Raw genomic sequence first — 14,463 nt, 5'->3', positions numbered from 1 at the left:
AGTTTACTCATTACAGTTAGGTGATTTCACTGATTTTCTTCTGTAAAAATTACTTCCCCCTTTTCACCTTGCTCATATTGCTTTTTTGCCAATTTTTCCAATTCCTTTTCATCATTCAAATCGATATCAGGTAGATTGCCCTCAGCTTCATCCCCAATGAGTATCACTTCATTTGTTATTACTCGATTTGCTGGATACACCATTATAATGTCTTCCATAGGTTTTGTTTTATTATTAAAAGATTTATTGAATAAAAAACAGCTGGTAAATACTACGAATATTGTAGACAAAATAACTAATTTCCTTTTCATCTATTCATCCCTTCCAATGGGCTTGGTTTTCCTCCATTTTACCATAAAAGTATATATTTAGTTAATAGTGAATCCTATGATTTCACCATTTACTATGTTTGACGTTATAGTTAAATTCTAGTTACATTTAATGGTAAACCCTCACTTAAAAACAGCCATTTAGAAAAATGTCTAATATTTGATATTTGTAAATCAGTACGGTATCATTCCAATTAACCAGTGGTTAATAAACAAAAGGGGGGGTGGAATTATGTCGCCAAGGAAATCGGCAGGTAAAGAATTATCCAGGGAAATGGTATTGACTGAAGCTAGAAACCTTTTTGCAACCTTAGGGTATTCGAACGTCTCAATGAGACAATTGGCTAAATCATTGGATTGCAGCCATGGAGCCATCTATTATCACTTTAAAAATAAGGCAGAAATATATTATAGTTTGGTGAAAACGGATTTTTCCGTTTTAAATCATTTAATCGATGATATCACCATGTCGGAAAATGACCCTTCTCAAAAAATCGAAAAGATTTTATTATGCTTCATTGAGTTTGGTTTAACACAACAGAATCATTATTCCATCATGTTTTTATCCAAGGAAAAAGAAATTCAGCAGTTACTTCAATTCGATTCTAATAAAACCTATGAAAAGCTAATCCAATCCTTGACAGAATTAACCGACAACAAACTGAATCCTGCATCCATATGGTCCATTTTCCTTTCCCTTCACGGATTCATAACTTTTTATATCAATTCTGAACTATCCTATCCAGATGTAAAAGGTTTAGCTTATTTTCACGTGAAAAATATCATCAAGAACATTGTTTGATTTTTCACTAAAATTATTGACCAATGGTTAATTAAATTTTGGGAGGTTGGAAAATGGTAAAGAAATTCCTTCATATCGAAGGACTCATGGTCCTTTTAGCGATGATTTACATCTATTCGTTATATGAATTCAGCTGGTGGATTTTCCTTTTATTTATTTTATCGCCTGATGTTTCCATGTTGGCCTATCTAATTGATGATCGAGTTGGAGCAAAGGTTTATAACCTATTTCACACTTATACCCTGTCCATTTTCATGATTTTGCTAGCCATTTTTCTAAAGTCTGATGCGCTTATGATGATCGGGTCAATTTGGACCGCACATATTGGAATGGATCGGTTATTTGGGTATGGCCTTAAATACACATCATCCTTCAAAGCTACACACCTTCAAAAGGTATAGGTAGCTTTCCATATGTAAAAGGCAGTGTGATTACGCATCACACCGCCTTCTGTCTCTGATCTTTACACGCCTCGCTTGTTGCCCCATATATAAGTATGAAGCTGTGGCAGCACTTTCACATCATTCAATTCATCATCGGCTATCACTTTATCAATTAGCTCCTCGTATTTTCTCAAAAGCCCGCTGATCAATTGACGATCATCCGCCGTACTGCTGTCGTCATTGCCGACCTGCAGATAAAAAGGAATATCGGGGTAGCGGCCATGTACATTTTTAGCATATTGATAATCCTCTTCGTTAAAGACGACTACCTTCAATGAGACATGGTTTTCAGGGTTTCGATTGGCAAGGTTCGATATGATTTGGTCGAGCACCGTAAAGTCCGTGTTCATTTTTGAACTCGGCGGCTTAGGAGAAATAGTCAATTCATCAATATCGAGAAACCAATCCTGCCATCTGCTCCCTTGTGTTTCGACACCTATTTTCATTTTATTTTCATGTAGGATCGCTACCAGGCTGTTTAAGTTTTTCAGCAGTGCCGGGTTTCCGCCTGATATCGTCACGAAGGAAAAACCGGCACCCCCAATCCGCTTCAGCTCATCCCATATTTCCTCGGCAGTCATTTGGACGGTATCTTCCTTACCGGTGCCATCCCAAGTAAATGCGGAATCACACCAGGCACATGAATAATCGCAGCCAGCCGTCCGAACGAACATGGTTTTTTGGCCAATGACCATTCCCTCACCTTGGATGGTCGGTCCGAAGATTTCCATAACCGGGAGTTTACTCACTTTCCATCCACTCCCGTCTGGCTTCGGCATAGCTTGTCGGCGTTTCGTATAGTCGAACGAATTCGACCCTAGCACCCTCATATTCCTTTAATGAAAGGGCTTCGGCCATTTTTTCATAAATCCAGACAACCATATTTTCAGCCGTAGTGTTCATGAGCGGCAAGGTTTCATTCAAATAACGATGATCAAGGTGGATTTCAATTTCATTTTTCCATATATCCTTGATGTCCCCGAAATCTATCATCAAACCGCGTGAATCCGTGTACCCGCTCAATCCGAAAATGACCTTATACGTATGGCCATGCAAGTTCTTGCATTTTCCTTCATAGTCATGTAGATGGTGTGCTGCGTCAAAGGTAAATTCCTTACTGACCATGACCCTTTTAGTTGTATATTTCAATTGGCTGCGCTGAATATCTTGATCTATTTTTTGGAGTTTATCTACTATAGTAAAACCGTACATCACGAAAGCACCTTCCGTCTGCTTACATAGTCATCCAATCCTTTTTTCCGCAACTTACATGCCGGACAATCTCCACAGCCGTCTGATATGATTCCGTTATAGCAAGTCAGGGTCTTTTCGCGGACAAAGTCGAACGCGCCAAGCTGATCGGCAAGCTCCCATGTTTCCTCTTTATTAAGCCACATAAGCGGCGTATCAATCACGAATGACTGGTCCATCGACAAGTTCAAGGTCACATTCAACGATTTAATGAATACATCCCGGCAGTCCGGATATCCGCTGAAATCCGTTTCACAGACACCGGTGACAATATGTTTAGCGCCAATCTGACTGGCCAACACTCCGGCAAACGATAGGAACAGTAAATTCCGCCCTGGTACGAACGTCGACGGCAATTCCCCGTCTTCCCCGTCCTCCACTGCAATGTCACTTCTCGTCAAAGCATTCGGTGCCAGTTGGTTCAGCAGCGACATATCAAGGATATGATGGTTCACGCCCAATTCCTTGGCAATCTCTTGAGCGCATTCGATTTCCAAGCTGTGCCGCTGATTATAATCAAACGTCACCGCTTCCACTTCCTCATATCTCTCCATCGCCCAGAACAGGCACGTCGTACTGTCCTGACCTCCGCTAAACACAACCACTGCCTTTTCTTTCTTCTTCATTTCTATAAAACTCCTTTTTACGGAAAAAAACAGCACCCTAAGAAAAGAGCACTGTTTCTCCTTAGTTTTTTTGAGAGGGTAGCTAGAACCTCTTCCGCCATAATGCGGAATATTATATTTTTCCAAGTCAATAGTAACTTGAAAACGAGAAGAAATCAAGATGTTTGGATTATGGAAAATCACACCTAACGGAAAACTTGGTTATCTTCTCATCTGCTTAAATAACCCATTATTTATCCGATAAAAAAGAGTGAATAAAATATCGATAAAGGGGTTCATTAATTTGAAAAGTATTAAAGGAAAGATATTGGCAGCATTTTCACTCATCATATCTTTGTGTATCATCTTAGGAGCATTTAATATTTATAGCAGCAATAAGTCACTTGTACATTCCAAAGATATTATTAGCCAAAAATTGCCGATTCTAATTGATGAAGAACAACTACTCAATAATGTTGCACAAAGAAGCGCACTCGCAAGAGGCTATATTCTATTTGGCGACGAAAGTAATAAAGAGAAGTTCTTAAAATATACCGAAGAAAGCAAAGTCATTCAGGAGGATCTTTTAGCCTTAAGTGATTCTGAAAAAACGAAGGAATTGATTGAGAAAAGCGTGGATTGGAGAACGATTATTATAGACCGCGTATTTACACAATATGATCAAGGAAATGAAGAACGTGCTATAGAAATACTAAAGGATGAAGTTGCACCAATAAGCAATGAATTGATGGATGGGTTTAGAGAGCTAGCTTCCGAACGCGAAAAAACGATTGTCTCTTCAGGTGAAACCGTCATCGCAAGCGGGAAATCGGTTAAGTCTACAAGTATCATCATATCCATTGCGGCAGTCCTTATCGGCCTTGTGCTTGCACTTGTGACTGCAAACCTCATTACCACCCCCCTCCTTAAAGTCAGGGACAGGATGAAAATGGTTGCTGACGGAAAACTGAATCATGAGCCCCTGGAGCAAAAGTCAAATGATGAAATGGGTGAATTAACGGTATCCGCCAACCAAATGCAGAAAAACCTTCGTGATACGATTGAAAAAATGCTGGTTGTATCCGAATCCGTTTCCAACCAAAGCGAGGATCTGACTCAATCAGCAAATGAAGTGCAACAGGGCAGCAAACAGATTGCGACTACCATGTACGAACTTTCGGAAGGCTCGGACTCACAAGCCAACCGGGCAGCTGAAATGGTCCGCATGATGGATGATTTCACCGGCAAGATCGAGCAGGCCCATCTTGAAGGAATGGAGGTATCTCAAAGTCCGACCGAGATCCTATCCTTGACCAAGGAGGGCACCACTTTAATGCGCAGTTCGGTCCAACAAATGCAAATGATTGACGGAATTGTCAAAAATGCCGTCGGGCAAGTGAAAAGGCTCGATTCTCAATCACAGGAAATCTCACAGCTTGTGCAGGTCATCAAAGATATATCCAATCAAACCAACCTATTGGCGCTGAATGCAGCCATAGAAGCTGCACGCGCTGGTGAACATGGCAAGGGCTTCGCCGTCGTCGCAGCTGAAGTGCGGAAACTCGCTGAAGGGGTCACACAATCCGTTGGGGATATCACCGATATTGTCACCGCTATTCAAACAGATTCAAAAACGGTCGTCCACTCCCTGGAAGATGGTTATACACAGGTGGATGAAGGCACGAAACAGATTACGCTCACCGGCCAAACCTTTGAAACAATCAATCACTCTGTCGGGAATATGGGAATGAAAATACAGCATATTACAGCTGAATTGAACTATATCTCCAAAAATAGTAAAGAAATCAATCAGGCCATCGAAGATATCGCAGCCGTTACTGAAGAGTCCGCGGCAGGAATCGAACAAGTTTCTGCCTCCGCTCAACAATCCAGCTCTTCGATGGATGAAATCACGAATCATGCCTGTGAACTCGCATCTTCTGCTGAACTGCTAACCGAACAGGTCAAGAAATTCCAATTATGATACTAGAAAATTTCCCGTCACTTGAACGCGGGAAATTTTCTTTTTCTCCCCTTCATGTTGATTGTTTCGTTTTCGTGTATTTGGGGTATAAAAGACTATACGCATTAATAATCATGAAAAGAAAAATCTATCAAAAGGGTTGGAAGTGAATATTTTCTTTTGTTTTCAGAATATTTAGTGTATAATGAATTTATTAGGAATATTCTTACTGAAATACTTCTCACTTCCAATACCCACTTACTGGAAATCACCAGTACAAGAACTCACTTGATCCAGCATTTCATTTCAACCCAATGCACGGGCCCTTATACTCAGTAAGGCTCATTGCACGCTTTCTTGCAAACCAAACAATTCACAACTTTTTTCACACAAAAAGCATAAATTTCACTCCAAAATTGTAAAAAAAGGTTAAATTTCACCAATAATGTGTTACTATTAAACCAAGACCTTTTAACCCCAAAAGGAGGAATTCATATGAAACGTTTTTTCAAATTCATAGCAGATTTTAACGAAAGAAAAGCACTAGATCGGAAAAACAACAAATTCTTTCGCAAAGAATACGAAAATTATATGAAGATGAATTCTGAAAATCAAGGTAGGAGGAGATTAGCTCCTAGACTTTATGTGATTGAAGGCGGTAAAAAAGGCCCCAACATTGAAATTTCTGACAGAAAAAAATCCAGTTAACCTGATTCCTTCAAAAAATAAGCTACTAATGTTGTAGTTTATACCCTACAAACGTCACATTCTCCATGATAAACGGAGATTCATTACCCATATCATTCTTTTAAAATATAAAAGCCGAAAGCTCAGATATACTTCTGAGCTTTTTTTATTTTTCTTTTTTCTATTAACACTATATTAATAGAAGTAACTAGGTATTTTTTAAATAAATTGGATTAACCTTAGTTTATTTCATGTTTTAGGTAAAAGTCACAATATAGGCCCACGGGTATTTTTCTAGAAAAATACCCAAAACTTACAAAAAAAGAGATGTGTTCTTTTACTCATCTTTGGCCATATTCAAAAAAGTCCGACTACATGTGTCTATAGATGCACTATCTTACATTGAATGACAAATACGTAAATATTGTAACGTTTAGGTCAAATTAATGGGTATAAACAATCAATAAATTGTAATAAACCTCACTTTTAATAACAATTTATTATACAAATACAGCCATTAAGAATCGGGTTCAAATGCCTATAAAACTATTTTAATTGTATTCATAATGGCCATATATTAAACTTTCCATATTTTAGTGTAAATAAATCAAGGTTTTACTCGACTTTCAGCCATATCTTTGGACTCATAAAACATTTTATTCCATTAGATACTATTACACTCCTATATACATTTTTTGCAAAAAGCTGACTACAGTTATATTACGATAGAATAATTGGCTCTTGCCTATTAAGTTTAAAATCATGTAGTGTGTATTCAGTAAATCAAATATTTAAAAAAAGAGAGGTTAAAAAATGGCACCAATATTTATTTGTGCGATCTTTTTACTTGGCTATGGCATCTTCGAACAAAGACGCCATCAGAAGCGTCTCGATTCCATTCCGGTACGTGTGAATGTAAACGGTATTCGAGGCAAATCGACTGTAACACGTCTAATAACAGGTGTGATCCAGGAAGCTAAGTACAAAACAGTAGGTAAAACAACCGGAACATCAGCTAGAATGATCTACTGGTTTACCGACAAAGAAAAACCGATTAAACGCCGCCCAGAGGGACCGAACATTGGAGAACAACGGCGTGTAGTTAAAGAAGTAGCAGATTTAGGAACGGAAGCACTTGTTTGTGAATGTATGGCCGTACAGCCTGACTATCAATTAATCTTCCAAAATAAAATGATCCAAGCAAACATTGGGGTCATCGTGAATGTATTAGAAGACCATATGGATGTCATGGGACCGACAATGGATGAGGTTGCAGAAGCCTTTACAGCTACAATCCCTTATAATGGTCACTTGATTACCATTGAAAGTGAATATTTGGACTTCTTCAAGAAAATTGCCAAAGAACGCAACTCAAAAGTGATCGTTGCAGATAATTCAAGAATCTCTGAAGACTTCTTGCGCGAATTCGATTATATGGTATTTCCGGATAACGCATCACTGGCTTTGGCTGTTGCAGAAGCTTTAGGCATTGATGAAAAAACAGCTTTTCGCGGCATGTTAAATGCGCATCCAGATCCAGGGGCCATGCGGATCACTAGATTTGGAGATCCAGTCAAGCCAACTTTCTTTGTCAATGGCTTTGCTGCAAACGACGCGGCATCGACGCTGAACATCTGGGATCGTGTCAAAACGTTCGGATACAGCACAGAACCTCCTATCGTCATCATGAACTGCCGTGCTGACCGTGTGGACCGTACAGAGCAGTTTGCAAGAGATGTATTGCCTTACATTAAATCTGAAATCGTCATTGCCATTGGTGAAACTACATCACCAATAACAAAGGTATTCGAGCAAGGTAATTTGGATACAAAAGAATATTGGGATTTGGAAAACTGGTCAACTGAAGAAATCGTGGCCCGTCTCCGCCCATTGATGAAAAATCGCATCGTCTACGGTGTCGGGAATATTCACGGCGCAGCGGAACCATTAATTGAAGCATTCATGAAATCTAAAACAAAGCAGAAAGCAAGTTAAGTAGGAGGAACCTTAATGTTTGGATCGGATTTATATGTAGCACTAGTACTGGGAGTAACGCTTAGCCTTATATTTTCAGAAAAAACGGGTGTCGTACCCGCAGGACTTATTGTGCCAGGTTATTTGGCATTAGTATTTGATCAATGGGAAATCATGCTGGTCATCTTGGTCATTAGTGTAGTAACTTATTTAATCGTCACTCACGGCCTTTCAAGATGGGTGATTTTATATGGAAGAAGAAAATTCGCAGCCATGATGGTGACCGGGATTTGCCTGAAACTCCTATTGGACATGGTCTACCCCGTCATGCCATTTGAAATATTCGAGTTTCGGGGAATCGGTATAATCGTACCCGGATTGATAGCGAATACCATTCAAAGACAAGGAATGCCATTGACACTTGGCAGCACGCTTTTATTATCCGGCTTAACTTTCGGTTTAATGAACGTGTACTACCTATTCTGAGGTGCAAAAAATGAAACGGACTTTAAATGCAAAAGAAAAAACACTTATCTTTATTAAACGTACGAAGAAACAGAATCTTAAATACACTGGAATCATACTACCTATATTACTAATCGCTTTAGTCATTACCACTTGGATGGGACGGGCTGAAGAAGTGAAAACACCTGCTTCAAAAACTGATCAACCATTGACGATGACAATGGTCGGTGATGTGATGATGGGACGTTATGTTCAAGAAGTGACGGATAAGCACGGGTATGATTACCTCTTCCGTTATATGAAACCCTATTTTGCCGATTCAGACTATGTCAGTGGGAATTATGAACATCCTGTTTTAAAAGAAGAGGCATCCAACTACAAGGAAGCAGACACGGCCATCAGGTTAAACTCCAACAATAGTGGTGTGAAAGCCGTTAAAGATGCAGGCTTCTCTGTGATGAATTTGGCCAATAACCATATGATGGACTTCGAAGAACGAGGACTGCTTGACACGATTGATGAATTCAAAACTGCGGATATGAACTATGTCGGTGTTGGATCGAACACCACCGAAGCTAAAAATAGCATCAACTATGCGGATGTTAATGGCGTCCGTGTCGCAACACTTGGCTTTACAGATGTTTACGGTAAGGATGCCGTTCCAAAAAATAATAAAGCCGGGATATTGAACACCAACCCTGATTTATTATTTGAAATGATTGGAAAAGCAAAAGATGCCAAGCAAGGCAACGCAGACTTGGTTGTGGTGAATGTTCACTGGGGAATAGAGTATTCAACATCTACAACCGATCGCCAAAAAGAATTGGCTAAAGCAATAATCGATGCGGGAGCTGATATCATCATCGGTCATCACCCCCATGTGCTTCAATCGTTTGATGTTTATAAAGATGGAATCATTTTCTATAGCTTAGGAAACTTCATATTCGATCAAGGCTGGACACGCACAAAGGATTCAGCAATGGTTCAATACCATTTAGCGGAAGACGGAAAAGCTACGGTCGATGTCGTTCCACTGCAAATTGAAGAAGCAACACCAAGGCCAGCTACCTCTTCAATCGACAAATCACGTGTTTACCGTCAGTTGACGAAGGAAACGAGTGAAAAAGCCCAATGGTCGAAAAAAGAGGATAACATCGAGATTACATTGGATCACAAGAAAGTAATCGACCATAAAGTTCAACGTGAGCAAGAAGAAAAAGCAGCGAAAGAAAAGAAAGCTGTACAAGAAGAAAAAGCAGCAAAAGAAAAGAAAGCTGCACAAGAGAAACAAGAAGTAAAAGCTACACCACAGAACATACAACCCATTCAGTAAGGAACGATTGGATACTATGTGAAAAGTGAAACAACTTGGAAGCTCAACGAACAGGGGGAATAATCGATGATTAATCGTATGACGGGAAAAGTATTCATTTCCCTTTGCATGCTCATATATTTAGCTGGATGTTCGAAGACACCCCCTATTTCTGACACGAATGATCCGATAAAGAGTAAAACGGAACAATCATATGGGGTCAGTTCTTCAAACCCAATCGCAATAGATGTCGGGATGGAAATATTGGATAACGGCGGAACAGCGGCGGATGCCGCAATTGCGGTATCCTATGTATTAGGTGTAGTCGAACCTTTTGGATCTGGAGTGGGTGGCGGCGGCGGTATGCTGATTACCCCTGGATCCGGAGACCCCAATTTTATCGATTATCGTGAATCCTCTCCGGAAGACCCAAGTTCAAGACACAATGCGGGGATTCCTGGCTTAGTGGCCGGCATGCAGGTTATAAGCGATAAGTATGGGAGCGTACCAATGGCAGATCTTCTTCAGCCGGCGATAGATTTGGCTGAAGGAGGTTTTAAAGTGGACGCAACGTTATCATCACGCTTAGAAGCAGCTCAGCCAAGGGTCTATTCCGATAACACTTCACTTTTTTATCCTGATGGTGATGCCATTGAACCAGGCAAAACCCTCATCCAAAAAAGACTTGCTGAAACATTGAAGAAGATTCAACAGGAAGGTCCTGATGGTTTTTATAAAGGGAAAATTGCACGGGATATTAAAAGAAAAACAGACATCGACTTGATGGATTTAAAGCGCTATGAGGTGAAAGAACGTACCCCGGTCCAAGGAACATTTGCCGGTTATGACGTTTTTACAGCCCCTCCTCCCTTTTCAGGGATTACAGTTCTTGAAATGTTAAAGCTCGCCGAGGAAACCAACCTGGGCGAGTCTTCAAGCAAATCAGATTATATGAAAATCCTGGGTGGCATCACAAATACTGCTTATCAAGATCGATCAGCACATACTGGTGATGGAATAAGTCACTCTAAGGCTGAACAATTGCTCTCACCCATTCACTTGAATAATCTTAAAAATAAGATCAATAGTGGAAGTTGGAAAAATGAGGAAGCGTTTGGTTCCGAAGAACATGAAAGCACGACACATTTTGTGATCATGGACAAATATGGCACTGTCGTTTCCACAACAAATACACTCAGTAACTTTTTCGGATCTGGTGACTATACGAATGGCTTTTTCCTTAACGATCAATTGAAAAATTTCCGGTCCGGCCTGAATTCTCAAGAGGCATATAAACGGTCAAGAACTTTCACCGCACCAACCATTCTCAAGAAACCAGGGAAGGAATCGATTGGGATCGGCTCACCCGGCGGTGATAGGATTCCTCAAGTATTGATGCAGGTCCTTTATTCATATACAGAGAATGAAGGCTCATTTCAGGATATCATCGACCGTAATCGGTTCGTCTTTGATGGAAAGAAAATTTATACGGAATCCAGGCTTTCGAATGAAATAATATCCGACTTGGAAAATTCAGGATACGAAGTCATTCAGAAGATTTCACCCATGTATTATGGCGGGGTTCAAGTACTCGTTAAAAACGAGAAAGACGGACGACTATCCGGAGCTGGAGATAAAAGAAGACATGGAAGCTGGAAAGCGCGGCAATAAAAATGCTTATCCAGCTTCTCCTTTCAAATACCATATGAATTTTAGTAATGCATAAGGGGACTTAGAATATGAATATCGTAAAAAAAATAGCAAGCTGGGTTATACCTGTAGTTCTTATAGCAGCCCTGCTTGTGACCAGTAATATGTTCAAACGCACGGAAACTTTAACACCCGATGAGCAAAAGAAAATAGAACAATATACGACTATCGAAAAATAAAAAAAGCTGGGGCATCCCCGCTTTTTTTTTATTTTTGCTTTCAACGGGTATAGAATATAAATAGGCTACAGATACGGGAGGATAACCATGAAAAGCTATACTGATTTTGCTGAACTGCAGCAAAATGAACACGAATACCTCGATTACCGCATCATCGTTCATCATAGGATACCTGATATTGCAGTCTTAGCCATACATGGCGGGAATATCGAACCAGGCACTAGCGAGATTGCTGCCGCCCTTGGAGAAAGGCTTTGTGCAAGCACATATCTATTCGAAGGTCTTAAACCAAGAGGGAACCAGGTTCTTCATATAACATCCAACTTATTCAATGAACCGATCGGCGTTTCAATGGCAGCGAACGCACAGACCATCCTTTCCATCCATGGCCACTACGACGTTCATAACGCGCTGGTGTACATTGGAGGACGGAATGAACCCTATAAGAACTTGATTCAACATTCACTCAATGAAGCTGGATTTCAAACTGAAGACGCACCGCAGCACCTTTCAGGCATGAATGGAAACAACATTACCAACACATCCAAAGCGGGTGCAGGCGTGCAATTGGAGCTTTCCACGAAGCTTAGAAAAAGCTTATTCAAAGGTAATGACTTTACTAGTAAAAACAGGGTAAATCCGTTGGATCTTTTTAATCGGTTCGTTCGTGCCCTTGAAAAAGCGACTCTGGAATATAAACAGTTTGAATGATCTTCCCTATCGTCTTTTTTTAAAGAGGCTACCAGAAACACTCAAGCAGGCTTCCTATTCTTCTTAGTCCATGAGGCTTTCAGCTTGACCGAAGCTTTCGAAACTCTCGGCAAAATAACTTGACGAAAGGTTGGAGATATGAACTCCTGCGTTTTCCGTTGCATTGAGAAAACGGCCATCCCCTAGATAAATGCCTGCATGGGTCACACCCACCCTTGTTCCTGTGTTGCTGAAAAATACTAAATCCCCTGCTTTTGGATTTTCGATTTTGGGTACCAATGAGAAGTAATCCGCTGAGGAACCCCGTTGTACTGAAAGGCCCTGCTCCTTCATGACCCAATAAATGAAGCCGCTGCAATCCATTCCGGTCATCGGATCTTCTCCCCCAAAAACATAGGTGAATCCGCGTAAAGTGTATGCATACTTGATGACATCATATGCTTTATCATATGCAGCTTCTTGGTTTACATAAAACGGATACAACGGGTTGCTGTATATTTGTAGATACTGTCCTTGCATCAACTCATCAGTCGGTAAAGCGTTACGATCTTTAATCGTACTCATGGAAATGCTGTAATGTTTCGATATGCTTTTAAGCGTTTCACCCCTTTGGACGATATGCTCTCCTTTAGGCGAGTATGTTTTGTACGCCACTTGGTATTTTGCAAAGTAATCTTCTGTAGTGGATCTAACCTGAACCGTTTCTGCACCATATCCAGAATTGACAAATTGGTTTTCGCCGAGATAAATACCTGCAGTCACAACCTTTAAGCTGTCTTTTTCCAGGAAGAATATAATATCTCCAGTTTTCGGAGTGGTGGTATCCATCCCTTGCTTATAAAAGCCATCTACTGTCAAACGGTCGATCGGCACACTTTGCCGGGAAAGCACCCAATGAATCAGTCCGCTGGAATCAAACCCTTTTTCAGGCGTCTCTTCTCCTGCTGTCTTTTTAAACCCTACAAAGGTTTTCGCATAGTTCGCAATTTGTTTTCCTCTCTCCGACCATTGATAAATGGAAGGAGTATAAGCAGTTTGAATGATCGTCAACTTTTGGCCCACATATAACTGATCATCCGGTAAACCATTCGTTTTCATTAATTGCTCCTTCGATATATCATAAGTCTTGGCAATCGATTCCACCGTTTCATTAGAAATTACAGTATGCACATGATCTGCCGCCTCGACCTTTAAACCAGGTAAAAAAGTGAAACTAACCATGAATACCAATAAAATTACCATATAGCTTAATTTTCCTTTAAACATTTTAACCCTTCCTTTATCCGCTTAAATATTTTAAAATTCACTATTTTCCAAAAACAGTGCAACATTTTCGAATCTTTAGACCTACTTTTAACCAATATGAATATACCTTTATACTCATCGCAATAGTATTATCGGTGAACAACATAAAACTTTTAGCCTATCTTTTAATGGTCGCTATCAATGATGCGATCTGAGATGAATCATTATACCCATACTGAAGTCGCGTTGGAACCGCTTTCAAAATAACCGTTCTTAAAAGGGAGGGATTTAAGAATAAGGAAAGTGCATAGTGGAAATGGAGCAATCCAAAGGATTATGGAACAGCGAAATTTATTTATTTGTACGCCAGTGCTCCTTTAACCGTGAAGATCGAACGTTGATAAAGTGGTACATATACTGCTCGCCCTATTTATGAACAGCCTAACGACATTGGAGTGAACATCTTGATAAAACTGACAGAGAAAGCCCGGCAGGCAATTAAAGATAGACAACATAGCTTTGGAGAGGAAACGTATTTGAGGTTTGGTATAAACAGAACTTGCTGTAACCAGATGAATTACTCTTTAAGCTTGGCAAGCTCGAAAAAGGAGCAAGAGGAAATACTTGTTTTACACGATATTAAAATTTTGATTGACCCCTCGGATTCCCATTTTACAGATCAAACGGAAATTGATTACGAAGACGATGGATTTTTAATCAGGAACCCGAATCCGTTGGTATCCCCCATCATCTAGCAGAAGATGAAAATGAGGGGCAAGCATGATTG

The 14,463-nt window shown here is 40.1% G+C and carries 16 protein-coding genes and 1 riboswitch; of the genes, 11 read left to right on the top strand and 5 right to left on the bottom strand.

The window, feature by feature from the left end:
- Positions 1 to 26: 26 nt before the first annotated feature.
- A complete protein-coding gene (locus ACFX4X_RS05545; protein WP_377382317.1) occupies positions 27 to 311 on the bottom strand; it encodes a hypothetical protein in 285 nt (94 codons plus the stop codon).
- Positions 312 to 561: 250 nt separating this feature from the next.
- Between ACFX4X_RS05545 and ACFX4X_RS05540 the strand changes: the two genes are divergently transcribed.
- Both ACFX4X_RS05540 and ACFX4X_RS05535 read left to right on the top strand, forming a co-directional pair.
- Positions 562 to 1,131 carry a TetR/AcrR family transcriptional regulator gene (locus ACFX4X_RS05540; RefSeq protein ID WP_377382314.1) on the top strand — a complete coding sequence of 190 codons (570 nt, stop codon included), beginning with the start codon at positions 562 to 564 and terminating at the stop codon, positions 1,129 to 1,131.
- 53 nt (positions 1,132 to 1,184) lie between these two features.
- Positions 1,185 to 1,532 (top strand): DUF4260 domain-containing protein, encoded by a 348-nt coding sequence (locus tag ACFX4X_RS05535; protein WP_061464484.1) that lies wholly within the window; start codon positions 1,185 to 1,187, stop codon positions 1,530 to 1,532.
- 62 nt (positions 1,533 to 1,594) lie between these two features.
- Here the strand turns inward: ACFX4X_RS05535 and queE are convergent, their stop codons facing one another.
- From queE to queC, 3 genes are read right to left on the bottom strand one after another with little or no spacing between them, the layout of a single operon-like run.
- On the bottom strand, positions 1,595 to 2,323 hold the full coding sequence (queE, locus tag ACFX4X_RS05530; RefSeq protein ID WP_061464485.1) for a 7-carboxy-7-deazaguanine synthase QueE: 729 nt from the start codon (positions 2,321 to 2,323) through the stop codon (positions 1,595 to 1,597).
- On the bottom strand, positions 2,316 to 2,786 hold the full coding sequence (gene queD, locus ACFX4X_RS05525) for a 6-carboxytetrahydropterin synthase QueD (protein WP_061464486.1): 471 nt from the start codon (positions 2,784 to 2,786) through the stop codon (positions 2,316 to 2,318). Before queD ends, queE begins: the two co-directional genes overlap by 8 nt.
- On the bottom strand, positions 2,786 to 3,451 hold the full coding sequence (queC, locus tag ACFX4X_RS05520) for a 7-cyano-7-deazaguanine synthase QueC (RefSeq protein WP_061464487.1): 666 nt from the start codon (positions 3,449 to 3,451) through the stop codon (positions 2,786 to 2,788). The genes queD and queC overlap by 1 nt, the downstream gene beginning before the upstream one ends.
- 55 nt (positions 3,452 to 3,506) lie before the next feature.
- Positions 3,507 to 3,549: riboswitch (PreQ1 riboswitch) on the bottom strand.
- Positions 3,550 to 3,734: 185 nt separating this feature from the next.
- Between queC and ACFX4X_RS05515 the strand changes: the two genes are divergently transcribed.
- The 8 genes from ACFX4X_RS05515 to ACFX4X_RS05480 all read left to right on the top strand — a co-directional run bounded on the left by ACFX4X_RS05515 (position 3,735) and on the right by ACFX4X_RS05480 (position 12,431).
- On the top strand, positions 3,735 to 5,414 hold the full coding sequence (locus ACFX4X_RS05515) for a methyl-accepting chemotaxis protein (protein ID WP_377382309.1): 1,680 nt from the start codon (positions 3,735 to 3,737) through the stop codon (positions 5,412 to 5,414).
- A 474-nt stretch (positions 5,415 to 5,888) separates the two neighbouring features.
- Positions 5,889 to 6,101 (top strand): hypothetical protein, encoded by a 213-nt coding sequence (locus ACFX4X_RS05510; protein WP_061464489.1) that lies wholly within the window; start codon positions 5,889 to 5,891, stop codon positions 6,099 to 6,101.
- A gap of 792 nt (positions 6,102 to 6,893) precedes the next feature.
- Positions 6,894 to 8,075: a poly-gamma-glutamate synthase PgsB gene (pgsB, locus tag ACFX4X_RS05505; RefSeq protein ID WP_061464490.1), complete on the top strand. Its 1,182-nt coding sequence runs from the start codon at positions 6,894 to 6,896 to the stop codon at positions 8,073 to 8,075.
- Between the two features lie 15 nt (positions 8,076 to 8,090).
- Positions 8,091 to 8,540, top strand: a complete 450-nt coding sequence (gene pgsC / locus ACFX4X_RS05500) for a poly-gamma-glutamate biosynthesis protein PgsC (RefSeq protein WP_061464491.1) — start codon at positions 8,091 to 8,093, stop codon at positions 8,538 to 8,540.
- A 10-nt stretch (positions 8,541 to 8,550) separates the two neighbouring features.
- A complete protein-coding gene (locus tag ACFX4X_RS05495) occupies positions 8,551 to 9,852 on the top strand; it encodes a CapA family protein (RefSeq protein ID WP_377382304.1) in 1,302 nt (433 codons plus the stop codon).
- Positions 9,853 to 9,918: 66 nt separating this feature from the next.
- Complete coding sequence (locus ACFX4X_RS05490) at positions 9,919 to 11,502, top strand: gamma-glutamyltransferase family protein (protein ID WP_284469953.1); 1,584 nt, start codon at positions 9,919 to 9,921, stop codon at positions 11,500 to 11,502.
- A gap of 68 nt (positions 11,503 to 11,570) precedes the next feature.
- Entirely contained in the window at positions 11,571 to 11,720 is a 150-nt protein-coding gene (locus tag ACFX4X_RS05485) for a CapE family protein (protein ID WP_377382301.1), read from the top strand.
- An 87-nt stretch (positions 11,721 to 11,807) separates the two neighbouring features.
- Positions 11,808 to 12,431 carry a poly-gamma-glutamate hydrolase family protein gene (locus ACFX4X_RS05480; protein ID WP_377382298.1) on the top strand — a complete coding sequence of 208 codons (624 nt, stop codon included), beginning with the start codon at positions 11,808 to 11,810 and terminating at the stop codon, positions 12,429 to 12,431.
- 63 nt (positions 12,432 to 12,494) lie between these two features.
- On the opposite strand, the gene ACFX4X_RS05475 is transcribed toward ACFX4X_RS05480, so the two are convergent.
- A complete protein-coding gene (locus tag ACFX4X_RS05475; protein WP_377382296.1) occupies positions 12,495 to 13,697 on the bottom strand; it encodes a C40 family peptidase in 1,203 nt (400 codons plus the stop codon).
- 443 nt (positions 13,698 to 14,140) lie between these two features.
- On the opposite strand from ACFX4X_RS05475, the gene ACFX4X_RS05470 reads away from it, so the two are divergent.
- Complete coding sequence (locus ACFX4X_RS05470) at positions 14,141 to 14,431, top strand: HesB/IscA family protein (RefSeq protein WP_289319844.1); 291 nt, start codon at positions 14,141 to 14,143, stop codon at positions 14,429 to 14,431.
- The last annotated feature ends 32 nt before the right edge of the window (positions 14,432 to 14,463 follow it).

Origin of the sequence: Peribacillus sp. YIM B13481, from assembly GCF_042787985.1 — a bacterium.
GTDB lineage: Bacteria > Bacillota > Bacilli > Bacillales > DSM-1321 > Peribacillus > Peribacillus simplex_A.
The sequence above is the reverse complement of the archived record's forward strand: the minus strand, read 5'-3'. Positions and strand labels throughout refer to the sequence as shown.